The sequence below is a fragment of the Burkholderia sp. WSM2232 genome, from assembly GCF_000472545.1.
Classification (GTDB): domain Bacteria; phylum Pseudomonadota; class Gammaproteobacteria; order Burkholderiales; family Burkholderiaceae; genus Paraburkholderia.
Genome location: NZ_AWZV01000003.1, coordinates 258,477 through 282,119 on the forward strand (window position 1 = coordinate 258,477; position 23,643 = coordinate 282,119).

Genomic DNA, 23,643 nt, shown 5'->3' on the forward strand with positions numbered 1-23,643 from the left:
GCGTTTCGGTTCAGGCGGGCAGCGGCGTGACCGGAAAGATCGCATTGATCTGGCCGGTTCCCGAACTGCCGAAATACGGCGTGACGACTTCCACTTTGCCGTCGTAGCGGTCCCAGCCTAGCGCGCCAAGCAGCATGGCTGTGTCGTGCATGCCACCTTCACCCCAGCACTTTTCGTTGTAAAGCGGCAGCATTGCGCAAAAGGTTTTCCAGTCGCCGGCTTGCCATAATTCGACCACGCGGCGGTCCATCTGCTCGAGAAATGGACTCCATACCTTGTGCATGAATTGCTCGGCCGTGCCATTGTCGGCAAAGTGGTGACTCAGCGAGCCGCTCGCGAGAATCGCCACCGTGCCGTCATATCGCTCTTCGATTGCCTTGCGCACCGCGAGGCCAAAACGCGCGCTCGTTTCGAGCTGATGCCACATGCACCAGCCGGCAACGGATACGGCCTTGAAATGCTGATCGCTATTCATATAGCGCATGGGTACCAGCGTGCCGTATTCGAGTTCGAGCGTGGTTTCGCTATGCGCGCGGCTTTTTACGCCCATTTCGTTGGCGACTTCGGCGATCAGATGTCCGAGCCCGACATTGCCGGGATACGCGTAAGGCATGTTCTTGATGAAATGCGGCAGTTCGTTGCTCGTATAAACACCTTCGAAATTCGGCGCGCAATTGATGTGGTACTCGCTATTGACGAGCCAATGCACGTCGAACACGACAATCGTATCCACGCCCAACTCACGGCAACGCCGGCCGATTTCATGATGACCGTCGATAGCAGGCTGACGGCAACCCTTGTGCGGACCGTCGAGCTCCGACAGATACAACGACGGTACGTGTGTTACTTTTGCTGCCAGCGCGAGCTTGCCCATCCTTGCCTCCTCCTTTCTGTACTGCGAGACGCACTGCGCCCGGCACGATATGGCTGGCGAATCACACGCCCCAGCGCGGAATGTGATGCGAGCCGAGCGACACGCACACGTTTTTCGGTTCGAGGAATACTTCGTAGCTCCACGTGCCGCCTTCGCGTCCCACGCCCGATGCCTTGGTGCCGCCGAACGGCTGGCGCAGATCCCGCACGTTCTGGCTGTTGACGAAACACATGCCGGCTTCGACGGCGGCTGCGACGCGATGCGCGCGTCCGGTGTTCTCGGTCCAGATGTAGCTCGACAGACCATAGGAAATGTCGTTTGCGAGCCGGATAGCGTCGGCTTCGTCGTCGAATGGAATCAGGCACGCGACCGGGCCGAAGATCTCTTCCTGCGCGATGCGCATGCGGTTATCCACGTCCACGAAAACCGTCGGCATGACGTAGTTGCCCTTGCGCAGGGGGTCGGGCAGTTCGGGTGTGGCCAGGCCGCCGCACGCAAGCGTGGCGCCTTCTTTGGGACCGAGTTCGATATAGCTGCGCACTTTGGCCAGATGCCCCTGGCTGATCATCGGCCCGATAATCGTGCTCGGCGCCAGCGGATCACCCACCTCGAGGCGCTTCGCTCGCTCCACGAAGCGTTGCGCGAACTTCGCGTAGATAGACTTCTGCACGAGAATTCGCGAGCCGGCAGTGCAGCGTTCGCCGTTGTTCGAGAAGATCATGAATACGGCGGCGTCGAGCGCGCGTTCGAAGTCGGCGTCGTCGAAAACCACGAATGGCGACTTGCCGCCCAGTTCCATAGAGAACTTCTTGAGCCCGGCGGTTTGCACTATCCGGTTGCCCGTGGCGGTGGAGCCGGTGAACGACACAGCGCGCACGTCCGGATGGGCGACGAGCGGCTCGCCGGTTTCCTTGCCGAAGCCGTGCACCACGTTGAGTACGCCCGCCGGAATGCCGGCTTCAAGCGCAAGCGTGCCGAGCATCGACGCAGTGAGCGGCGACAGCTCGCTCATCTTCAGCACCGCGGTGTTGCCGAACGCGAGGCATGGCGCGACTTTCCATGTCGCCGTCATGAACGGCACATTCCACGGCGAAATCAGCGCACACACGCCCACCGGCTGAAACAGCGTGTAGTTCAGGTGCGTGTCGGTCGGATAGGTGTGGCCGTCTACACGCGTGCACATTTCGGCGAAGTAGCTGAAGTTGTCGGCTGCGCGCGGCACCAGTTGCTTGCGCGTTTGCGAAATCGTCTGGCCGGTGTCTTTCGTTTCGGTTTCCGAAATATCCGGCACGCTTTTCGCAATCAGCTCACCGAGCCTGCGAACAAGTTTCGCGCGCTCGGAGGCGGACTTTGCTGCCCAGGCGGGAAACGCCTCTTTGGCGGCCCGCACTGCGGCGTGGACTTCTTCCGCGCCGCCGCGTGCGACTTCGGCGAGCACTTCCTGCGTCGCCGGGTTGACGGTTTCAAAGTAGTCTTTCGCACCGGCCGTCTTGCCGTTGATCAGATGGTCTATTCGCATTGCGTGGTCCTTGCGTTTGTACTTCGCTGTTGCGCTGCGCCTACGGCTCAGGTACGGCGGCTCAGGTACGGCCGAAATCCGCGTCGGATGCGACCGTGTTGACGAGGCGGCCAAGGCCGTCGATCTCGCACACCACTTCGTCGCCGGCATTCACATTCACAACGCCTTCCGGCGTGCCGGTAAGAATGACGTCGCCCGGCGCGAGCGTCATGAAGCCGCTCAGGTATTCGATCAACGCGGGAATATCGGTTACCAGATCGCGCGTGTTGCCGCGTTGCCGCAGCGTGCCGTTCACGAAGGTGCGCAATTCCAGTTGCGTAACGTCGTGAATATCCGCCGCGTCGACAAACCAGGGGCCGAGCACGGTGGCGCCGTCGCGATTCTTCACGCGCAAGTTCGGGCGGTAATAGTTCTCGAGGTAGTCGCGGATTGCGTAGTCGTTCGCAATCATGTAGCCGGCCACGTGCTCCATTGCATTGTCGCGCTGAACATTGCGCGCGGTACGCCCGATCACGACCGCAAGCTCGCACTCGTAGTGCATGAAAGTCACATCGGCAGGACGGCGTGTGAAGCCGCGATGACCGAGCACCGTTCCCGGTCCTTTAAGAAATACGAGCGGCTCTTCCTGCTTGCTGAATTGCAGTTCCTTCGCATGTTCGGCGTAATTCAGGCCCAGTGCAAACACGGTGCCGACTTCGACGGGCGCGAGCCAGACCACCTGGTCTTCGCGGCACACGCGTCCGTCCGCAAGCTGCACGCCTTGCGCGTGCGGATAGGCTTCGTGAATTGCACCTGCATACGCTACGCGGCCGCGCATCATCGCTGATCTCCGCGCGCTTGCGTTGCACCGACGAACGACATGCGTAGCGGCGGCAACCCGCCGATCGAAAGCGTCGCATCGTCGCCGATATGCGCGATGGGCGAGCCGTGCGGCACACCTGTCGTAATGACGTCGCCGGGCGCAAGCGTCATGAAGTCGGTGACATCCGCGAGCAGTACCGCCACCTTGCGTACCGACGAGGCTGTGCTCGCCGCGAAGGTCTGCTCCCGGTTGAGCGACACCGCGATGGCAAGTTGATCCGGATCGGCAACATGGCGCGCCGCGACAACGGCCGGGCCGACCACGCAGAAACCGTCGCGTGCCCGGAATCGGACCGAAGGGCGATACACGCTTGCGTGCGGTACGCTCAGATCGGCCACCACCGTATAGCCTGCAATGTAGTCCAACGCGCGCGTGGCGCTCACGCGCGTTGCCGTGCGCCCGATTACGATGCCGAGCGACGCGCCGACCTCGACGCCCACGTCGTTGTCAGGCACGGCCACTTTCGCGCAATGTCCGGCCAGCGTATTGCGCGGCTTCAGATACAGGACCGGCGCTTTGGGCGGCGCCTTGTACGGCGCGGCGTGCATGGCGTCGCCGAGCGCCGCGAGCGCGGCACGGTCGTTGAGCAAGGTTGCGTAGACAGAACCGCTGACGGGCGCACGGCACGCGATGCCGCGTGCGAGCAGCGCCGCGGCGGCGTGCGCATCCACATCGCGAGGCAACGCGTCGCCTTCCGGGTGCAGCAGATGATCGGCAAGTGCAAACATGACTGGCTATGCCTCTGAGGGGGACTCGACATAAACACTAACATGTTAGTAGTATTGCGCTTGATATGATCCAGGGTCAATAGCCAGTCGGCTGATCGCGGGTTTTCCCTTAAGTTTCGACGGCTGCTTTCAATCATCGTCCAATATGTCTTCGTCCGCTTCCACACGAGTTTTGCATCGCAACCTGCCTATGCTGCTGCTGCGCGCCAGGGAAAAAATGATGGAGCGCTTTCGTCCATTGATTACCGCGCACGGGTTGACCGAGCAGCAATGGCGCGTCATTCGTGCACTCAATGAGCACGGCCCGATGGAGCCGCGCCAGATCTCCGACATCTGCACGATTTCGAGCCCGAGTATGGCTGGCGTGCTCGCACGCATGGAAAGCATGGAGTTGATAACCAAGGAGCGTTTCGCGGAAGACCAGCGCCGCGTGCTGGTTTCGCTAACCGATGCAAGCGTGGAACTGGTGCACGCGCTATCGAAAGACCTGGAGGCGCAGTACCGCGAACTCGAGCGCAAGGTGGGACCGGAGATTGTCGAGCGTGTGTATCGCGCCGTAGACGATCTGCTGGCGGGTCTCGAGCAGGAAGACGACTGAAGGAGCGCGCAGTACATGATTGACCATGCCGCGACACGCTAACGTACCGCAACATCGTTCATTACCGCTTTCATTGAAGAGAGTCCGATGCCCTTGTCACTCGAGGCCGACGTCACATCGAAACGTACCCTGAAAAAGGCCATATTTCTGCATACCGGCTGGCGCAGCGCGGGCACCTGGGTGTGGTCGCGTCTTCGTGCGCTCGACGGTGCGACCGGGTTTTACGAGCCGCTCAGCAACGTGCTCGCCGATCTGGGTTTCGCGGAGGTTGCTGCCAGCCGCCCCACGCTGACATCGGGACATCCGCCGCTCGAGGCGCCTTACTTCGACGAATACAAGGCGTTCTTGCACGAAGGCACGCGCGGTGTGAGCGGATATCGGAGAGCTTTCAGTATCGACCGTTTCAGCGAGCAGCCAGACGCCGAATTCCCCGCGCTACAGAGCTATTTGCGCGGCCTTTGCGAGCACTCGGCTCAACAGGGCAGGGTGCCAGTCCTCAAGTTCTGTCGCTCGTCCGGGAGAGTGCAGTGGCTCAGGCATGCGTTTGCCGACGCAATGCATGTGGGCGTGCTGCGCAATCCCGCATCGCAGTTTGCGTCCGGCTGGCTTCTGAACCAGCAGTGGCGCAATCCGTTCTTCGTGGCCGCGCCGTTTCGCGTGCTCGGCTTGAACCGCAATGAACCGCTGGCCAGGCAGATCATCGAGCTATGCGATGTGAAATTGCCGCCCGCCGCGCCAGCTTCCGACGACGCCTACGCGATAGCGTGCGAACACTATGCACGCAGCGCGGAAGGCAGCAACGCTTATCGTGCGTTTGTCGCGCTGTGGGTGCTCGGTGCGTACCGAATGGGGCAAGGCGTCGACCTGGTCGTGGATATGGATCTGCTTGGACAGTCGCGTGAATACGCGGCCGGACTGCGAGCCGGCTTTGAAGCGCACAGCGCACTGTCGCCGGATTTCAGCAGCGCGCGCGATCTCGTAGAGGAAACGCGCCGCAGCGCCGCGCGTGTCAGCGGAATAGACGGCCAGGCGATGCGTGGCGTTCATTCGGCGGCGCTCAAATTCCTCAAAATGCAAAGCGGCGTGGACGCGGCCTTTGTCGAACGGGTGCGCGAAAAAATGGTGCTTGCGAACGAGCTGACCGCGCAATGGCGCTGAGCGCCAGAAAGCTGGCTACACCAGGCATCAGGAAGCAGCGGGTTTTTTCGCATGGGCCAGGGTCTCGGCCCTTAACTGGTCGTAGCTTGTTTTGTCGAGCGGCACTGCATCGGGCTGGCCCAGATCGCCGAGTCTCACGCGATAGTTTTCGCGCGCGCTCCACGCGGTGACGGCCGCAATAATCGTAATGCCGAAGGTGATCGCTCCGATCGTCACCGGAACGTTGTGCGAGCCCGGTGGCGCGACATAAGCGAACAACGCCGGCAGCAACGCCGTGATCGTGGTGCCGATGTTCTGCCCGATCGCCATCGCGGAGACGCGCGAGCGGGTCGGAAACAGTTCCGGGTAGAAGCTCGGGAACGTCGCGTTATAGCCTTGATAGATTACGCCCCACATCAGGATCGACATCACCATGGCGAGCGCGACGTTGTGAATGCTGATCGCGTACAGGTATGCGAAAGAAAGCAGTCCCGCACCGAGTGCGCCCACAATGATCGGCAGGCGCCGCCCGATCCGGTCGGACAGATTACCCACATACGGAATCACGAGCACCGCGACAATGTTGCCGATCACGGGAATCCACAAGTACACGCTCTTCGAAAAGCCTATGCCGTAAGAGGCCTGCACTGCATACGCAGCGCCGAAAATCGTCGCAACAACAGGAATGACATTCATCAACGAGCAACCGACTACGCGCAGCATGTCGGGCCAGTTATAGCGGAAGGCCTCGGCAATCGGCGACCTCGGCACGCCGCCGCTCGTGTCCTCTTGCGTGAAAGCCGGTGTTTCGTCGACTTCGCGACGGATAATGTAGCCCGCCACCAGCACCAGCGCGCTCAGCAGAAACGGAATGCGCCAGCCCCACGAATTGAACGAACTTTCTTCCATGTAATACGCGAGCGGCAGGAACACGGCAGCGGCGAGAATCTGTCCGGCCTGCACGCCTTGCAGCGTGAAGCTCGCGTAATAGCCGCGTCGTCCGAATGGCGCATGTTCGAGAATCATCGAGCTTGCGCCCGAAATTTCTCCTGCAACCGCAAAGCCTTGAATCAAACGAAGCAGGACGAGCAGCGTCGGCGCGAGCAGGCCGACGTGCTGATACGTGGGCAGGAGGCCGACAGCCATCGTCGAAAAGCCCATCAGGAACATGCATAGCAGCAGGACGTTCTTGCGGCCGTGCGTGTCGCCCCAGTGTCCGAGCACGAACGCGCCGATGGGTCGCGCGACATAGCCGACGCCATAAGTGGCAAGCGAGGCGACGATCGCGATTTTCGGATTGCCCGACGGAAAGAACAGTTGGGGGAAGATCAGCGCCGCTGCCTGGGCGTAGATGAAGAAGTCGTAGTACTCGAGGGCTGAGCCGATCCAGCCGCTGGCAGTTGCCTTGCCGGCCTGTCCGCGATGCTTGCGGCCACTCGCCGATGTGTTCGTTGCCATGTCGCGCCTCCTCGACGGGTGCTAACAAAAGCCCGCGCGGCCGCTCCATTTGGCGTCCGGCGCGCCGACTATGCAACCCAGGACTTATACGGCGATGCAACGGCACATCGCGATGCTGCTCAACCCGCTTGCATGGCTTGCTCTGCGGCGCAGTGGATGCGCAGCCGCGCGGCGCTCCAATACAGTTGCGACACAAAAAACAATACAGTGAGGTGCGGTTCTGTTTTGCTGTATAGGGAATAAGCGGCGCAGCGTCGATACAGTTGGTGGTCTCGAATCCGCCTGCCTGCCCGGCGCCCGGCGCCCGGCCCTTCCCGAACGTGAGGTACGCAATGAATGCAGTAAGCGAGCAGGACAAGCTGTCCGTGCAGCAGTTAGGCCACTATATCGGCGGCGCCATGGTTGCGCCGGCCAGCGGCCGCTTCAAGGACGTGTTCAATCCCGCCACCGGCAAGGTGACGGGCGCGGTTGCGCTCGCCTCCGTCGAGGAAGTGGATGCGGCAGTGAAAGCAGCCAGGGCGGCGTTTGCGGCATGGAGCGAAACCGCGCCGCTCAAACGCGCCCGCATTCTGTTCAGGTTCAAGGAACTGCTCAACCAGCACCACGACGAACTCGCCATGCTTATCACGCGCGAGCACGGCAAGGTGTTCACCGACGCGCAAGGCGAGGTGGTGCGCGGTATCGAAGTGGTCGAGTTCGCATGCGGCATTCCGAACCTGCTGAAAACCGACTTTACCGACCAGATTGGCGGCGGCATCGACAACTGGAATCTGCGTCAGCCGCTCGGTGTGGTAGCGGGCATTACGCCGTTCAATTTCCCGGTGATGGTGCCGATGTGGATGTTCCCCGTCGCGCTGGCCTGCGGAAATACGTTCGTTCTGAAGCCGTCAGAGCGCGATCCGTCGGCGTCGCTGCGCATTGCCGAACTGCTGAAGGAAGCCGGTTTGCCGGACGGCGTATTCAATGTGGTCAACGGCGACAAGGTGGCCGTGGACGCACTGATCGAACATCCGGACGTCGCGGCGCTGTCGTTCGTCGGCTCGACGCCGATCGCGCAGTACATTCACACGGAGGCGTCGAAGCGCGGCAAGCGCGTGCAGGCGCTCGGCGGCGCGAAGAATCACCTCGTGGTGATGCCGGACGCCGATCTCGATCAGGCCGTGGACGCGCTGATCGGCGCCGCCTATGGCTCCGCCGGCGAGCGCTGCATGGCGATTTCGGTGGCGGTGGCCGTGGGCAATGTCGCCGACAAGTTGATCGAAAAGCTCGTGCCGCGCGTGAAGTCGCTCGTCATCAAGAACGGAGAGAACCTGGACGCCGAGATGGGCCCGCTCGTAACCGCGGAGCACAAGGCGAAAGTGGCGGGCTATATCGCTTCCGGCGTGGAAGAAGGCGCTACGCTTATCGTGGATGGCCGCGCCCATCCGGTTGCGCAGGAAGAGGGGTTCTTCATCGGCGGAACGCTGTTCGACAACGTCGGCACGCAGATGAAGATCTACAAGGAAGAGATCTTTGGTCCCGTGCTGGCGGTGGTACGTGTGCCCGATTTCGCGAGCGCGGTAGAGTTGATCAACGCGCATGAGTTCGGTAACGGCGTGTCGCTCTTTACCTCGGACGGCGGCGTTGCGCGCGCATTCGGCCGGCAGATTCAGGTGGGCATGGTAGGCATCAATGTGCCCATTCCGGTGCCCATGGCATGGCACTCGTTCGGCGGCTGGAAGAAGTCGCTGTTTGGCGACCATCATGCGTACGGCGAAGAGGGCGTGCGTTTTTACACGCGTTACAAGAGCATCATGCAGCGCTGGCCGGACAGCATCGCCAAGGGCGCCGAGTTTACGATGCCTGTAGCGAAGTAACTTGCGAGGCGAGGGAGTCGAGCGAGTCTCGCAACAAATGCAATTGGCGCAGCTTTGGCCCAAGCAGTGCAAGCAGCGCAAGCAGTGCAAACAATGCAATTCGCGCAACCGGCGCGATACGCGCAATCCTCGCAGCAGAAACGCCGCGGCTGAAACTCAAAGCCGCGGCTTTTTTTCATCTCAACTTCAAACACCCGACGACGACTCTTCTTCCGCCTCATCGAGGACCGCGTTCTGTACGGCCGTTGCGGGGCTCACGTAGGGCGGCGCCTGACGCGGCTCGTCGATGCTGTAGCGAAGCCGTCCGGCGTCGACAAACACACGCAGACCGCGGTATCTGACGAGATACAGCAGGCCTACCAGCGCGGCTGCGAACCCCGACGCCGCGCCTACGCCGAGCGCCCAGCGCGGGCCGAAACGATCCGCGACCCAGCCGACCACGGGCGCACCGAGCGGCGTGCCGCCAAGCGCAATGGCCAGCAGAATGGCGATCACGCGGCCGCGCATCGCGGGTTCCGTGGAGAGTTGCACGAGACTGTTGGTCGACGTGTTGAAGGTTTGCGTCGACACGCCGATGAAGACGAGGACCATGCCGAACAGCACATAGTTGGGCATTAGCGAAGCGGCCGTGCAGCCCACGCCGAAAATCGCTGCAGCGCCGAGCAGCAATGCCATCCGCGGCCGCGCGCGGCGTGCGGCGAGCAGTGCGCCGGTGACAGAACCCACCGCCATGGTCGAACTCAGCACGCCGTATTCGCCCGCACCCGCATGAAAAGCGCTGACCGACATGGTCGAAATGAAGATCGGGAAGTTGAGCCCAAACGTGCCGATCAGGAATTGCATCAACAATGCGGCTTTCAGATCGGGGCGCTTCCATACATACTTGAAGCCTTCCACGAAACTGCCGCGCGAGCGTACCGCAAGGGGCTTTGCGTGCAGTTCGCGCACGCGCAGCATGCGCAATGCGCCGAGCACCGCGATAAATGACAGCGCATTGATCAGAAACACCCAGCCGGTTCCGACCGATGCAATCAGCAAGCCGGCCACCGCCGGACCGATCATCCGCGCTGCGTTGAACGACGTGGAATTGAGCGCGACCGCATTCGACAGATCGCTTTCGCCGACGAGATCGGACACGAAGGTTTGACGCGCGGGCGAATCGAACGCGGTCACGCAGCCGAGCAGTCCCGCGAAAACATACACATGCCACAGTTCCACCAGGCCGGTGATGGTGAGCAGGCCGAGGCCCAGCGCGAGACTGCCCATGGCTGCCTGCGTGACCAGCAGAAGCTTGCGGCGGTCGAAGTGATCCGCTGCATAGCCGGTGAGCGGCAACAGCAGCATTTGCGGGCCGAACTGCAATGACATGACGATGCCCACGGAAGTCGCATTGTGCTGCGTGAGTTCCGTGAGCACGAGCCAGTCCTGCGCGGTGCGCTGCATCCACGTGCCGACGTTCGAGACGATGGCGCCGCTTGCCCACATCCGGTAATTGAAGTTGCGCAGCGAACGGAACGTGCTGCTCATGGCAAGCCGTTGCGCGCATGCGCGTGAGTACGATGCGGTGCGCAGCGAAGGCGCACCGTCTTGCCAATGCTTATGCTCATGCTGACGCGCGAGTCTGTTCCAGCATGTCGAGTACTTCCTGTGTCGTACCCGTTTCGCCGAGCCGCGGGAAAATGCGCGTGAGGCTATTGGTGTGAGCGTCGAGGTGCAGGTCTGTCATTGCGTCCACGGCGAATGCGATGTTCAGACCGAGCTCGTGCGCGAAACGCGCCGTGGATTCAATGCCGATGCTGGTGGACACACCCGTCAGCACGATTTGTGTCACGCCTTGCTCGCGCAAATACGCCTCGAGATCCGTGTTGGTGAACGCCCCCCATGTGCGCTTGGTCACAAGGTGATCCGACGCTTGCCGGTTCAGTTCGGGCACGAGATCCGTGAATCCCGGCGGGAAGTTGCCGCTCGGGCGCGCCTGTTCCGCGCGCCCCGGTGCGCCGCCCGCCACATTGACGAGTACCACCGGAAGACCGTGGTGCCGGAATGCGTCGGCTAACGCGGCCGCGCGTTGCACGACCTCCGCGGTGGGATGCGCCGTGGGCATTGCCACGATGCCTTGCTGCAAATCGATCACGACCAGTGCGGTTCTTGCATCGAGTGTCGTCAGTGCCATGCGTGCTCCTGGTGAGGTTGCCGCCCGATGCGTCACGACTCGATCAGGCGTTTGAGTAATGCGACGCCGGTGGCGAGCTGCTTTTGCTCGGCCGCCGAAAAGCGCGTCTGAATAGTGCGGAAAAGCCAGTCTTCGCGCGCGGCGCGGCTCGCCTTGATTTTCTTGCGGAAGGCGGGGGTGAGGGACAGCACGGTTTGCCGGCCGTCGTTGGGATCGGGCGCGCCGCTCACGAGGCCGGCGGCTTTCAGCACCGAGAGCGTCTCGCTCATGGACTGCGAACGCATGCCCTGTGCACGCGCGAGTTCAGTAACCGTTGCCGGGCCGTCGCGCTCGAGCAGACCGAGAACCTGGATTTGCGAAGGGGTGAAGTCGCCAAGATGCGCCTCTTCGCGCAGACGGCGGCGCAGCTTGCCGTTCAGTACACGCAGGTCTTCAGCCAATACATGCAGGGAGTTGAGGTCGAGCGGCGGATCGTTCTTGCTCATGCGTGCCGAAACAATATACGAAGGTTACCTGCGTAGGGTACCTTTGTATATCGCGGCGGTCAAGTGCGAGCTCAGGCGATCGGGGCGCGTTGTGGCCGGGCTTCGAGCGGCGCGCGGCGGCTCGCCGGCTTGTTTTCTTCGGGCGCTTCTTCCGCGCGAATGATGGTGAGGAGCTGCTGGAGCGACATCGGGCGACCAGTGAGAAAGCCTTGCACTACATTGCAGCGTGCATCGCACAGCCATTCCAGTTGCGCCGGGTATTCGACGCCTTCGGCGACCACCAGCAGCCCGAAACTATGCGCCATCGAAATGATGGCCGTGACGATAGGCTGGCCGCCGTTCGGCAATGGACAGATAAAGCTGCGGTCGATCTTGATGCTGTGCACCGGGAAAGACTGCAGGTACGACAGCGACGAGTAACCGGTGCCGAAGTCGTCGAGCGAGAGGCGCACGCCTGCCGTGCGCAACTCCTGCATGGCCTGAATGCCTACCGACATGTTGGACATCAATTGACTTTCGGTGAGCTCCAGTTCGAGCAGCGAAGCAGGCAGGCCGCTTTTTTGCAGCGCATCGCACACTTCCCTGGTGAAGCCTTCGGCCCGCAACTGCCGGGCCGAAATGTTGACGGCCACATGCACGCCAGCCTGGCGGCCCGCGTTCCAGCTTGCCGCGTCGCGGCACGCGCGCCACAAAACCCAGCGGCCGAGCGTCACGATCAGGTCGCTGTTCTCCGCAATCGGCACGAATTCAGCCGGCGAAATAGGTCCTTCCGAAGGATGCGTCCAGCGCAGCAGCGCTTCTGCGCCCACTAGCCGGCCCGACAGGCAGTCGAATTGCGGCTGATAGACGATATCCAGGCCGTCCTGATCGACGGCCCGGCGCAGTTCGGCCTCGATGCGGGCGCGCCGTTGGGCTTCCGCCGTCATCTCGCTCTGAAACTCCACGGCAATGCTCTTACCCCTGCTTTTCGCGGAGTAGAGTGCGATGTCGGCGTTGCTGACCAGTTCGGCCATTTCGCCGGTGTCCTCGGGGTAGACGCTAAAACCCACGCTCGCCGTCACGGCCGAGTCGCTGCCGTGCAGAACGAACGGGCGCGACAGGTTGCGCGCAATGCGCCCCGCCGTGGCACGCGCGCGAATGCGGCTGGCGTCGGGGCCGATCACCACGGCGAATTCGTCGCCGCCGATGCGGCTCACGAGATCATTGGGCCGCACTACATTGCGCAAGGCCTCGGCAACCTGCTTGAGCAGTTCGTCGCCTGCGCCATGACCGAGCGTGTCGTTGACGGTCTTGAAGTTGTCGAGGTCGACCATCATCAGCGCGACCCGTTTGTCAGCCGCGCTCGCCCTGTGCAGGCGCGCCTTCAGTTCGTCGTAGAACGCGCGACGGTTTGGCAGATCCGTCAACGGATCGGTCGAGGCGAGATATTCGAGGTCCTTCTCCGCGCGCGAGACGCGCTCGCGCATGCGCCGCATGACGAGCGAGGCGATCCACACGGAACACAACGATGCGCTCACGAGAAAGCAGCCATACTGCACGAGCTGCATCCGGATCGCGTCCGTCGTTGCGACGATCACGATGCTGCCGAGCAAGCGGTCGTTATGAATGATCGGCGCCGCGACGAAGATATCTTCCAGCGAAAGACCCGGCGAGCTGCCGATGTTCGCCAGCGTGCCTTCCTCGGACTCCATGCGGTTCAAGCCCGGGCGCGTGTAGCGCACGAACAGGTCGCCGTCCGGGGTATACACACTGGCGCTTTCAACGTGCGGGACTTTGCGTAGGGAGCCGAGCACTTCGGCGGTGGCATCGCGATCGCCGAACATTGCCGAGGCAGTCAGATTTTCGGCGAGCACGGAAGCCTGCATGCTGACGTCGTTGGTCAACGAAGTGCGCAGCGCAAGCGCCTGATAGACGAGCAGCACGACACTCGAAATAAGCAGCGCGATCGCCACGCCGACCAGGTTCACGTGTTCGCGCGGCCATGCAAATCTACGCCAGACCCGGATACTTTTCATAGAACCGTCCTTGCCAGCCGCATGAGTTTCGAACTCAGCGTGATGCGCCGGCGTGAAGCCTCGGTAACGTTGATGTCGAATTTCAGATGATCGCCCTCGCGCACGAGGCGAATCACCCAGCCGTGGTCGATCACGTCCGCCTCGCTGACGATCACGACCGGCGCGTCGGAAGCGAGCAGCGCCTTGATCGCCGAACTGGCGGCAGTGCCCGCGGTCAGCACCGCGAGCTGGCAATCCGCTGCTTTTTCCGCGCGCGGCAATGGACGAACCCGCCACGCCTGCTTGCCTCCGCGCTTGCCGTCCAGTCTCGCAAGAGCCTGGCCGAGCGGGCTTTCAGGATCGGCGCACACCGAAAGAATGTTGTCGGTGGGGCGTGCCGCGGGCCAGTCGGTGAACTGCGCGAAGTTGAAGATGTACGCGGCCTCGAGCGCAGGCAGGTCGACCTGGGCATCGACAGATGTGTGCACGATCAGCGGCGACGCGAACAGGACATACGCCGCAATGATCTGGATGCGAACGCGCTCCATATCAGAACCCGTAAATGGCCTTGAAGAGGAAGGTCCGGCTTTGCTGCGCAACAGTCTCCTGTGTAAAGCCGGGCCCCACGGGGTCGGCGTACCGTTTGTCGGTCAGGTTATAGATCGAGAAAGACAGTTCGGCGCCGCGAATCAACCGGCGTGAACTGAGCGTGAGGTTCGCGAGACAGAAGCCGCCCGCCTCGCCGGCCTGGGCGAGACGCGACGACGTGCACTGCACCTCGAGCCCGGTCATCAACGCATTGGCGAAGAACGGTGCGGCCAGGTTGAGCTTTGCCAGATGCCTTGGCGAATTTTGCAGCGCCGCGCCGGTGTCGGAGTCATGCGCGATCTGATACGAGTAACTCGCGCGCAGACGCGCGCGCGCGAAGCGCTGCTCATAAACGAGTTCCGCGCCGCGTGCGGTCGCGCGGCTCACGTTGCGAAACATGAAGAGGCCGGACGAGTCCTGCGTCTCGCTGATCAGATCGCGCGCGTTGTACTGGAACAGTGACAGCGTTGCACGCCCCGTCGTGGACACTGCTCTTTCATAGACGAGTTCGGTCGTCGCGATATGCTCGGCCTTCAATGAGCGGTTTCCCACTTGCCCGTCCGGGCCGTTTATCGCGTAGTACATCTCATAGGCGTTGGGCGCGCGGTATGCCTCGCCATACAGCAGCTTGAAGGTGTCGCGCGGCGTCAGTTTGTAGATGAGCCCGATGCGCGGGCTCAGGTTGCCGCCCGCGGCGGTCTGCTGGTCGTAACGCAAGCCCGCGTTCAACGTGAAATGCGCGGGCAGCGTGATTTCGTCCTCGATATACACACCGCCGCGATTGCCGCTGTGATGGTCGTCCAGGATTTGCGAGGCGGGGGCGACGTTGTAGTTGTACTGGTCGAGGCGCGCATCTCTCGCGAAGTCCGTGCCGATCACGATGCGATGCCTCGCAAAGGACGAGATGGTTGCGTGCACATCGGCCCCGTACCACAGCGCATGGCTTCCGTCGATGTTGGTTACGTACGGTTCGGGACCGATGACCGCCGGCATCCGGTAGTCGTAACGGCCCCAGTAGACCTGTGACGCCAGTAAGACGCTGTCGGAAAGCGCATGCTGGTACGAAAGGTCGAGATAGCTGTGGGTATCCGACACGCTGAACGGCGCATTGAACACTGCCCCGTACGGCGCGTCGGGAATGCCCTTGGTGCGGTTTCCGTAGATGAAGCTCAGCCGGAAGTCCCCATACGCGGCCCGCGCAAGAAAGTCCTGCGCGCGCTCGTAGTCGAGCCGGTTCGCGATGCCGCGATTCTGATCGGGCGTGTCGAACTCGGGGTAATAGAGGTCCTGGCCATTTCGCCCATACGCCGTGGCAGACAGCAGAATGTCGGCTCCGTGCGCGCCGTGCCAGCCGTACGATGCACGCGCCTTCTTTTCGCCGAAACTGCCCGCCGCGACCGCGGCTTCAGCGCCGGCCAGATCGCTGCCGCTCTTGGTTATCACGTTGATGACGCCAAAGAGCGCGTTGGCGCCGTACATCGACGAACCGGGGCCTGGCACGTACTCGATGCGCTTCACCAGATCCATGTCGAGCGGAAAGTCCGAGCCGATGGGCGCCTGCCCGTATACGCCGTCGTTGGTGCGAATACCGTCTATCAGCAGCAGGAAGCGGCTGTTGTAGTCGCCCGGACGCTGAAATCCGCGTGAGCCGAGGTATTCGTATGTGCGATCGTTCGTTACATAGAGGCCGGGCAGCGAAGCAAGCGCGTCGGAGAGCGTGCGCCAGCCGAATTGACGGATGTCGTCGGCAGTCAGCACGACCACTGCGGCCGGCGCGTCGGTAACGGACTGGTCGAACCGCGACGCGGTGTTGACCGTGACCTGCATCAGCGCCTCAAGCGGCATCGCGGCCAGCTCGGCAGTGTCCGAGGGCATCGTGACGCTCTCGTTCTCCTCGTTGCCGGCGAATGCCGCGGGCGAGCACAGCGTTGCCAGTCCAGCGACCGAGTAAGCGACGAGGCGGTGCGTAATGGAATAGGGAGCGCGCGTAGTTGGAGCCATGACAGCCGATTAATGTGACGAACGCTCCTTACGAATTGGATCGTTACCTTTTTGTTATCGGCTTGCAGCGGGGAAGCTTGAGTACCAAGGCTGCGGTAACGCGAGCGCCAGCGGACGCGGGCATTGTAAAAAAGGGCGTGGACGAAGGCCGTTCTGGACGGTCAAAAGGCGCGTTCGGGGGATCACGGGTGAGCTTTTTTATGCATTGGCATGCTGCGGTTGCGCGCGCTGCATGGATTTCGGCGCTATTGGACGGGTGGATTGGCGCGGCGCGGCATGCGGCTTGCTGTATGCGTTCTTTTTACCGCTGCGTGCCATCTTCATGCGACAGACCTTTCCGACCGGAGCACTCGGCTCCATGCGGCAGGCAATGATTGAACGTGATCTTGCCCATATCGAGCACGTGCTGCTGTCCTGCGCGGCCAGTGCACGCGAGAACTCGGCTCTGCCTCTTAGCTACTGGCACGACCGTCTGCGGCGCATCAAGGATGGCGGCCAGTTATGGGGCGTGCATCTCCGCAAGATCGACACGTTGCAGCGCATTCTCAACGGCGCGCCGCCGCCGGGTTAACCCTGTTCACACGTGTTCTCGGGTGCGGCCGGCGTTCCCCGGTTGCACGTCGCGAATTACCTGATTGCGCGAGTGCATGCTTCGATGTATTCGCGAGCCGCGAAGCATCTGATTTTTCACGGGCGTCCTTTTCCCAGTCGGCAGCGCGGCCGTAGTGTGCGCCTGAACCGACCGCTTCCTTTCGACGATCCGCAATCCACTTCTGTGTTGTTGTCTCCCCGCGTTGGCCTGACCAGTAGCGGCCATGTCCTCATCAACAAGGTTTTGACAAGTGCTCACGAGGCGCGCTTCTTGCGGCGTGACGGCAACGCATGCCGGAGCTCCGGCAGCGCGACCAGGCAGTGCACTCTTGTGCGCGCAAACCACGGAGAAAGACATGGAAACAGGCAAAGTGGAAGGAACGGTGAAGGAAATCGGCGGCAAGCTGGAACAGACGGCTGGCGAAATGCTCGGCGACACCGGAACGCAAATGGCCGGCACCGCACGCGAACTGAGCGGCAAGGCTCAACAGGTGTGGGCCGATCTTGCCGACGTGGTGCGCGAAACCACCACGGAGCGGCCGTTTACCGCGCTCGCGATTGCGGCGGCCGCCGGCTTCATACTCGGCGCACTGCGTTCGGCGACCGCGCGCGATGTTCGCGGCGACAGGGATTACCGTTAGAGACGGTTGGCACAGAGCCGATTGCATCGTTCCGATGAAGCGCTCGCCGCCGGCCCGCACATCCGGCGGCGAGCGTCTGTGACGGCAATTGCTGGCGGGAGATACACGATGTCGATACATACCAAGGTCAGCCAGTGGCGCAACGTCGCGCGCTTCTGTTCCAGTCGGGCGGTCGATTACGCCGAGCTTCTGGCGCTGGAGCTGGACGAGGCCAAAGCACGGCTGGTGCGCGAAGTCATTGCGATGGTCGTGCTGGCGGTCGCCGCCATGTTCACCCTCTCTTTTCTTTGCGTGGCCATCATCGTCACGGCGTGGAATACGCCCTACGTCGTGGCCGTTGCGTGGGGCGTCGCGGGCGCGTGGCTGCTCATATCGCTTGCCACCTTCGCGATGATGAAGATGCAAAAGCCCGTCGAGCCGTTGCACGTGCTGCGCGACGAAGTGTCGAGCGACCTCGAAGCCCTGAAGGATGCCCTCAAATGAAACACGATCCACGCAGGCATCAGGAACACCGTGCGGTCATTCTGGAGCGCATGGCCATGACGCGGGCGCAGTTGCTGTCCGCGAATCTGGCGCTGCGCACGCCCCATCGGGCGATCAGAGCCGGCGTGCCAGCCGTCAACGTGATGACTTCGCTCGCCGATACGCCATACGTCGCGCTCGTGCTGGCGGCCGGTCTTGCCGCGGTTGTGCTCGGGCCGCGCAAGGCGATCGGAACGCTCGCACGCACCAGCGTGATGGCGTGGCTCACGCGGTCCGCGCGAAGCGTATTCCAGCGCTAACAGGCTGCGGCGCTGCGATGCCGCGCCGCGAATTTACACGCGCGATGTAGCAACTATCGCGTGACGCCGTTCGCGATGCATATTGGTGCGCCCGGTGCAGTGCGTCCAATGTGTGCAACTGAGCCGCGAGCCGGATGAACCGTACGTACAGTGTGGAGGAATTTATGAAGGCTCTCAGGTGGCATGGCAAGAAAGACATACGGTGCGACACCGTGCCCGATCCAAAGATCGAACATCCGCGCGACGCGATCATCAAGGTCTCGAGTTGCGCGATATGCGGCTCCGATCTCCACCTCTACGACGGCTTTATGCCCGGCATGGAATCCGGCGACATCATGGGTCACGAATTCATGGGCGAGGTGGTGGAAGTCGGCAAGGAGAATACGGCGCTCAAGGTGGGCGACCGCATTGTCGTGCCGTTCACGATTATTTGCGGCGAATGCGACCAATGCAGGCGCGGCAACTTCTCGGTGTGCGAGCGCAGTAACCGCAATAAGGATGTCGCCGACAAGATGTTCGGCCATACAACTGCGGGTCTCTTCGGCTATACGCATCTGACGGGCGGCTATCCCGGCGGGCAAGCAGAGTTCGTGCGCGTGCCGTATGCGGATAAGACGCACGTGAAAATTCCCGACGGTCTCACCGACGAACAGGTGCTCTTTCTCGGCGACATCTTCCCGACCGGCTGGCAAGCCGCGGTGCAATGCGATATCGAGCCAACCGACACGGTTGCAATATGGGGCGCGGGCCCTGTCGGGCAAATGGCGATCCGCAGCGCCGTGCTGCTTGGTGCCAGGCAGGTGATCGTGATCGACTGCGTGCCCGAGCGTCTTTCAATGGCGCGCGCAGGCGGCGCCGTCACGATCGACTTCAAGGAAGAAAGCGTGCTTGAGCGCCTGAAAGAACTAACGGGCGGCAAGGGCCCGGAGAAATGCATCGACGCGGTGGGCATGGAGTCGCACGCCACGCGCTCGCTCGACGCGATGTACGACCGCGCCAAGCAGGCTGTGATGCTCGAAACGGACCGGCCGCATGTGCTGCGCGAAATGATCTACGTGTGCCGTCCTGCTGGAACGTTGTCCGTGCCTGGCGTCTACGGCGGGCTGGTGGACAAGATTCCGTTCGGTGCGTCCATGAACAAGGGGCTCACATGGCGCATGGGACAAACGCACGTGAATCGCTGGACCGACGACCTGTTGCGGCGAATCGAGCAAGGGCAGATCGATCCGTCTTTCGTGATCACGCACACAGTTTCGCTGGATGAAGGTCCACGCATGTACAAGACGTTTCGCGACAAGGAAGACGGCTGCATCAAGGTCGTGCTGAAGCCTTGACGGTGCGTGCGGGCGATAGCGGAGCACGCTGGCTTGCCGATCGTCGAAGATGCAAAGCGCAGCGTTTCTAGCCACAGGAGCCGCGTTGATCGCGGCTCACCAGAATGAAGGTGATGCAAATGGATTCTCGTAGTGACTCTACGCAGGGCGCTCGCGCGCTGAAAGAAAGGCTGCCGCAAGCCGATTCGGTTGCGCGCGGACTCGGCTGGTTCAGCATTGCACTGGGCGTCGCCGAGCTCCTCGCGCCGCGCATGATGGCCCGCGCGGCCGGTGTGGAGACGGGCGCTGGTGCCATGCGTTTCTATGGTTTGCGCGAGCTCGCCTGCGGTGTCGGCATTCTGGCGTCGCGCAATCCGCGGCCGTTCTTATGGGCACGCGTGGGTGGCGATGCGCTCGACCTCGGCACGCTGGCGCTGTCGTCGAACAGGTTGAGTGCGCGCGAACGGCAACGCGCCAGCGTTGCGGCGCTCAACGTTGCGTGCGTGACGGCGCTCGACGTGTATGCCGCGAAATGCGCCGGCAATACGCCGCGCGCGCCGTCGGTCGACTATGGCGATCGTTCGGGTTTTGCCCAATCGCCAGAGCAGATGCGCGGTGCCGCGCTTGCGGACTTTGAGATACCGCGTGACATGCGTGCGCCCGAGGCGCTCGCGCCGTACACGCGGAGCGACGCTTCAGCGTTGCAGGCAGGAGCCGGGCGAGCCGGCAACGCGACCGACGGGGTATGAAGGGTACGAAGCGTACCGGTGCCTGTGACGGGTACGCTTCGTTTGGGTTCCTAAACGGACTGCGGCGCTCCGCGCGTATCGCAGCGCGGGCCGGTTTACGCCTCCAGGTCGTCTTTACTGGTGGGATGCCCCTTCGCGCCGCCGGGCTCCAGATCCGGATCGACGTGATCGTGCTCGGGCGTGTAGGGCCCTTCTTCCGGATGATCTTTCCCTTTTGGAATGAGCGTGGCGTCCATGTTTCCGTGCGGGCGCTGTTCGACTTTGCCGTCGGACTTCACCTTCACGTCGCCATCGCGAAGCTGTTCGCGCCGTTGGTCCGCGCGTTCGACGGGATCGGACGGTTCCTGATTCATCGCTTCCTCCTTCTGGTTGGTTCACGCATTCGTTCATGCACATCATGGATCGAGCAAACGCGATACCCGCGCTGCGCTGCACGCGGATTGCTGTCAACTTTCATCTCACGGCGGGCAAGCGTGCCCGCAAGGACATCTGCTTCCAACCATGACACTCGACCAACGGCTTCGCAGCATGCGCAAGACCATGCGCGACATGTTCGGTATCGCGCGTTTGCGAGCCGGCCAGGAGGACATCATCCGCAGCGTGTTGGAGCATCGCGACACCCTTGCCACGATGCCGACCGGCGCGGGCAAGTCGCTGTGCTACCAGTTGCCCGCGCTGCATCTGGAGGGCACCACGCTTGTCGTTTCTCCGTTGATCGCGCTGATGAAGGACCAGGCCGACAAGCTGCTCGCGGCGGGCATTGGCTGCACGCTCGTGAACAGCACGCTCAAGAGCCGTGCCGAGCGCGAAGCGCTGCAACGCATCGCAGCGGGCGAGAGCGGCATTGTGTTCGTGACGCCGGAGCGTCTCGCGCAGCCGGCGTTCATCGAAACGTTGCGCTCGCGTCCGGAAAATCGCGTCGGCCTTGTGGTCGTGGACGAAGCGCACTGCGTGTCGCATTGGGGACACGATTTCCGACCCGCGTTTCTCCAGATCGCGGCGGCGGTGAAGTTGCTGGGACAGCCGCCCATACTCGCGCTGACTGCCACCGCGACACCGCGCGTGATCGACGACATTGTGCGCTCGCTCGCGTTGCGTGAGCCGCGCGTGGTTCGCACCGGCACGTATCGGGAGAATCTGCGCTACCGGGTAGTGCAGGTCAGCACGGCAGGCGGCAAGGACGGTGCCGCGCGCGCGATGGCCGCAAAGCGAGAGCAACTGTCGACGCTGCTCGCGTCGCTTGCGGGCACCGGCATCGTCTATGCCGCCACCGTGCGCGACGTCGACCGCATCTACGGCTGGCTGGCGGAAGCCGGCGAATCGGTCTCGCGCTACCACGGTCGGATGGCGGCGGCCGCGCGCGAAGAGGCGCAGGAGCAGTTCATGTCAGGTGCGACGCGCTTGATGGTTGCGACCAATGCGTTCGGAATGGGCATCGACAAGGCGGACATTCGCTTCGTCATTCACTACCAGATTCCGGGCAGCCTCGATGCGTACTATCAGGAGACAGGCCGCGCGGGTCGTGATGGCGAGCCTGCCGACTGCGTGCTGCTGTTCGATCTGAACGACAAGCGCATCCAGCAGTTCTTCCTTGCCGGGCGCTATCCGAGTGTCGAACTTGCACAGCGCGTGTACGACACATTGGCGGCGCGGATCGACGAAGACCCGAAGGGCGCTACGCTGAAGGCGCTCAAAGACGCGTTGCCCGACGTCGGCGCGGGCAAGCTGGAAGTCGCGTTGAACATGCTGATCGATGCGCGCGTGGCTGGCCGCGATCGTCAGCGTCGTTATCGCCTGCGCGATCGTGACGACGCACCGCAGCCGGCACGCGACACCGTCGCGCAAGCTGCGGCGCAATTCGAGCAGATGAGCGCACACGACCGCGAAACGCTGCAGGCGATGATCGACTACGCGCAAACCGGCCAGTGCCGCTGGCGCGCGATTCTCGAGTATTACGGCGATACGCCTGCCGTGGAGCGCTGCGGCGTATGCGATAACTGTGTGCGTCCGCCGCAGATCGATGTGACGCAGCAGGATATTGTTGCAGGCGCAACGACCGAGAACGAGGTCGCGCGCAGGAAGAATGCGCCGCCCACACCGCGCGCCTGGGCTCCCGGCGATGCAGTGCGAGTGCCGCGCTACGGCGCGGGCGAAGTCGCGCTCGCGAGCGGCGAACAGGTGGCTGTGCAATTCCCGGACGGCAGCACGCGCACCTTTCTTGCGAGCTACGTAAGAGCGGGGCGCTGAGATGCGGGTGCAGTGACGGTGCCCGCGTTGGAGCCCGTTCCGGAGTGTGTCCCCGAACCGCCTCCGGCGCCCGCTTCGGAACTTGTGGCGAAGCCTGCCTCGATCCGCGCGCGGAAGTAGCGCGTGGTCTGCTCGAGACCATCATCGAGCGAGGTTTGCGGCTGCCAGCCAAGCAGCTCGCGCGCGCGCGAAATGTCCGGCTGCCGATGCCACGGATCGTCGGTCGGCAACGGATGCAGTTCGAGTGGCGAGTTCGAGCCGGTAATGGCCACGATCCGCTCCGCAATTTCGCGCATGCTCACTTCGTGCGGATTGCCCAGGTTGACCGGGCCGCCCGGATCGTCGGCGGAGTTCATCAGGCGGATGAAGGCGTCGATCATGTCGTCCACGTAGCAGAACGAACGCGTTTGCGAGCCGTCGCCGTAAAGCGTGAGCGGCTCGCCGCGCAGCGCCTGCATCATGAAGTTCGAGACCACGCGGCCATCGGCCGGGTGCATGCGCGGGCCATACGTGTTGAAGATCCGCGCGATGCGAATGGACAAGCCATGCTGGCGGCGGTAGTCCATGAAGAGCGTTTCCGCGCAGCGCTTGCCTTCGTCGTAGCAGGAACGCGGGCCGATCGGATTGACGTGGCCCCAGTAGTCTTCTTTCTGCGGATGCACGAGTGCGTCGCCGTACACTTCGCTCGTCGAGGCCTGGAAAATCTTCGCCTTCACGCGTTTGGCGAGGCCGAGCATGTTAATCGCGCCGTGCACGCTCGTCTTGGTGGTTTGCACGGGGTCGTGCTGATAATGGATCGGCGACGCGGGACACGCGAGGTTGTAGATTTCGTCCACCTCCACGTACAACGGAAATGTCACGTCGTGACGCATCAGCTCGAAGTTCGCGCAGTCCAGCAGATGCGCAATATTGTCTTTCGTGCCCGTGTAGAAGTTGTCCACGCACAGCACGTCATGACCCTGCGTGACGAGCCGCTCGCACAGGTGCGAGCCGAGAAAGCCGGCGCCGCCGGTGACCAGAATCCGCTTGCGGGTGAGTTCTTTCATG

At 62.6% G+C, this 23,643-nt stretch carries 23 protein-coding genes; 10 read left to right on the plus strand and 13 right to left on the minus strand.

Translation table 11 applies throughout. From position 1 onward, the window contains the following. Positions 1–10: 10 nt before the first annotated feature. The 4 genes from hpaD to F757_RS0101140 form a co-directional block, all read right to left on the minus strand. Entirely contained in the window at positions 11–874 is an 864-nt protein-coding gene (gene hpaD / locus F757_RS0101125; RefSeq protein WP_027209759.1) for a 3,4-dihydroxyphenylacetate 2,3-dioxygenase, read from the minus strand. A gap of 61 nt (positions 875–935) precedes the next feature. Further along, positions 936–2,393: a 5-carboxymethyl-2-hydroxymuconate semialdehyde dehydrogenase gene (gene hpaE, locus F757_RS0101130; protein ID WP_027209760.1), complete on the minus strand. Its 1,458-nt coding sequence runs from the start codon at positions 2,391–2,393 to the stop codon at positions 936–938. A 61-nt stretch (positions 2,394–2,454) separates the two neighbouring features. Further along, positions 2,455–3,213, minus strand: coding sequence for a fumarylacetoacetate hydrolase family protein (locus F757_RS0101135; protein WP_027209761.1), 759 nt, complete (start codon positions 3,211–3,213; stop codon positions 2,455–2,457). After that, positions 3,210–3,983 carry a fumarylacetoacetate hydrolase family protein gene (locus tag F757_RS0101140; RefSeq protein ID WP_027209762.1) on the minus strand — a complete coding sequence of 258 codons (774 nt, stop codon included), beginning with the start codon at positions 3,981–3,983 and terminating at the stop codon, positions 3,210–3,212. Before F757_RS0101140 ends, F757_RS0101135 begins: the two co-directional genes overlap by 4 nt. Positions 3,984–4,173: 190 nt before the next feature. Here F757_RS0101140 and hpaR point away from each other — a divergent pair, with 190 nt between their 5' ends. Then, positions 4,174–4,581 (plus strand): homoprotocatechuate degradation operon regulator HpaR, encoded by a 408-nt coding sequence (gene hpaR, locus F757_RS0101145; RefSeq protein ID WP_035466027.1) that lies wholly within the window; start codon positions 4,174–4,176, stop codon positions 4,579–4,581. Between the two features lie 87 nt (positions 4,582–4,668). After that, positions 4,669–5,739 (plus strand): hypothetical protein, encoded by a 1,071-nt coding sequence (locus F757_RS0101150; protein ID WP_027209764.1) that lies wholly within the window; start codon positions 4,669–4,671, stop codon positions 5,737–5,739. Positions 5,740–5,766: 27 nt separating this feature from the next. Here F757_RS0101150 and F757_RS0101155 read toward each other — a convergent pair whose 3' ends face one another. Next, positions 5,767–7,176 carry an MFS transporter gene (locus F757_RS0101155; protein ID WP_027209765.1) on the minus strand — a complete coding sequence of 470 codons (1,410 nt, stop codon included), beginning with the start codon at positions 7,174–7,176 and terminating at the stop codon, positions 5,767–5,769. A 332-nt stretch (positions 7,177–7,508) separates the two neighbouring features. Between F757_RS0101155 and F757_RS0101160 the strand changes: the two genes are divergently transcribed. Continuing rightward, complete coding sequence (locus F757_RS0101160; RefSeq protein WP_027209766.1) at positions 7,509–9,032, plus strand: CoA-acylating methylmalonate-semialdehyde dehydrogenase; 1,524 nt, start codon at positions 7,509–7,511, stop codon at positions 9,030–9,032. Positions 9,033–9,218: 186 nt separating this feature from the next. Here the strand turns inward: F757_RS0101160 and F757_RS0101165 are convergent, their stop codons facing one another. From F757_RS0101165 to F757_RS0101190, 6 genes are all read right to left on the minus strand, one after another. Continuing rightward, the gene (locus tag F757_RS0101165; protein WP_027209767.1) at positions 9,219–10,559 is read right to left on the minus strand and encodes an MFS transporter; all 1,341 of its coding nucleotides are present in this window, start codon (positions 10,557–10,559) and stop codon (positions 9,219–9,221) included. A 76-nt stretch (positions 10,560–10,635) separates the two neighbouring features. Beyond that, positions 10,636–11,205, minus strand: a complete 570-nt coding sequence (locus tag F757_RS0101170; protein WP_027209768.1) for an isochorismatase family protein — start codon at positions 11,203–11,205, stop codon at positions 10,636–10,638. A 32-nt stretch (positions 11,206–11,237) separates the two neighbouring features. Continuing rightward, positions 11,238–11,690 carry a MarR family winged helix-turn-helix transcriptional regulator gene (locus F757_RS0101175; protein WP_027209769.1) on the minus strand — a complete coding sequence of 151 codons (453 nt, stop codon included), beginning with the start codon at positions 11,688–11,690 and terminating at the stop codon, positions 11,238–11,240. 71 nt (positions 11,691–11,761) lie between these two features. Next, positions 11,762–13,705: a putative bifunctional diguanylate cyclase/phosphodiesterase gene (locus F757_RS0101180; RefSeq protein ID WP_027209770.1), complete on the minus strand. Its 1,944-nt coding sequence runs from the start codon at positions 13,703–13,705 to the stop codon at positions 11,762–11,764. Beyond that, positions 13,702–14,232 (minus strand): YfiR family protein, encoded by a 531-nt coding sequence (locus F757_RS0101185; RefSeq protein ID WP_027209771.1) that lies wholly within the window; start codon positions 14,230–14,232, stop codon positions 13,702–13,704. Before F757_RS0101185 ends, F757_RS0101180 begins: the two co-directional genes overlap by 4 nt. A gap of 1 nt (position 14,233) precedes the next feature. Further along, positions 14,234–16,273: a TonB-dependent receptor plug domain-containing protein gene (locus F757_RS0101190; protein WP_027209772.1), complete on the minus strand. Its 2,040-nt coding sequence runs from the start codon at positions 16,271–16,273 to the stop codon at positions 14,234–14,236. 283 nt (positions 16,274–16,556) lie between these two features. On the opposite strand from F757_RS0101190, the gene F757_RS32835 reads away from it, so the two are divergent. The 6 genes from F757_RS32835 to F757_RS0101220 all read left to right on the plus strand — a co-directional run bounded on the left by F757_RS32835 (position 16,557) and on the right by F757_RS0101220 (position 20,349). After that, complete coding sequence (locus tag F757_RS32835) at positions 16,557–16,844, plus strand: hypothetical protein (RefSeq protein ID WP_232221317.1); 288 nt, start codon at positions 16,557–16,559, stop codon at positions 16,842–16,844. 376 nt (positions 16,845–17,220) lie between these two features. Further along, the gene (locus tag F757_RS0101200; RefSeq protein WP_027209774.1) at positions 17,221–17,505 is read left to right on the plus strand and encodes a CsbD family protein; all 285 of its coding nucleotides are present in this window, start codon (positions 17,221–17,223) and stop codon (positions 17,503–17,505) included. Positions 17,506–17,613: 108 nt separating this feature from the next. Beyond that, entirely contained in the window at positions 17,614–17,988 is a 375-nt protein-coding gene (locus F757_RS0101205) for a phage holin family protein (protein ID WP_027209775.1), read from the plus strand. Beyond that, a complete protein-coding gene (locus F757_RS0101210) occupies positions 17,985–18,287 on the plus strand; it encodes a hypothetical protein (protein WP_027209776.1) in 303 nt (100 codons plus the stop codon). The genes F757_RS0101205 and F757_RS0101210 overlap by 4 nt, the downstream gene beginning before the upstream one ends. 164 nt (positions 18,288–18,451) lie before the next feature. Beyond that, on the plus strand, positions 18,452–19,621 hold the full coding sequence (locus F757_RS0101215; protein ID WP_027209777.1) for a zinc-dependent alcohol dehydrogenase: 1,170 nt from the start codon (positions 18,452–18,454) through the stop codon (positions 19,619–19,621). A gap of 119 nt (positions 19,622–19,740) precedes the next feature. Continuing rightward, positions 19,741–20,349: a hypothetical protein gene (locus F757_RS0101220; protein ID WP_027209778.1), complete on the plus strand. Its 609-nt coding sequence runs from the start codon at positions 19,741–19,743 to the stop codon at positions 20,347–20,349. Between the two features lie 95 nt (positions 20,350–20,444). Here F757_RS0101220 and F757_RS0101225 read toward each other — a convergent pair whose 3' ends face one another. Then, positions 20,445–20,702 carry a hypothetical protein gene (locus F757_RS0101225; RefSeq protein ID WP_013341539.1) on the minus strand — a complete coding sequence of 86 codons (258 nt, stop codon included), beginning with the start codon at positions 20,700–20,702 and terminating at the stop codon, positions 20,445–20,447. Positions 20,703–20,850: 148 nt separating this feature from the next. Between F757_RS0101225 and F757_RS0101235 the strand changes: the two genes are divergently transcribed. Then, positions 20,851–22,596: a RecQ family ATP-dependent DNA helicase gene (locus F757_RS0101235; protein ID WP_027209779.1), complete on the plus strand. Its 1,746-nt coding sequence runs from the start codon at positions 20,851–20,853 to the stop codon at positions 22,594–22,596. On the opposite strand, the gene F757_RS0101240 is transcribed toward F757_RS0101235, so the two are convergent. Continuing rightward, the gene (locus F757_RS0101240; protein WP_027209780.1) at positions 22,575–23,642 is read right to left on the minus strand and encodes a UDP-glucuronic acid decarboxylase family protein; all 1,068 of its coding nucleotides are present in this window, start codon (positions 23,640–23,642) and stop codon (positions 22,575–22,577) included. The two genes, F757_RS0101235 and F757_RS0101240, sit on opposite strands and share 22 nt — an antisense overlap. Position 23,643 lies beyond the last annotated feature (1 nt).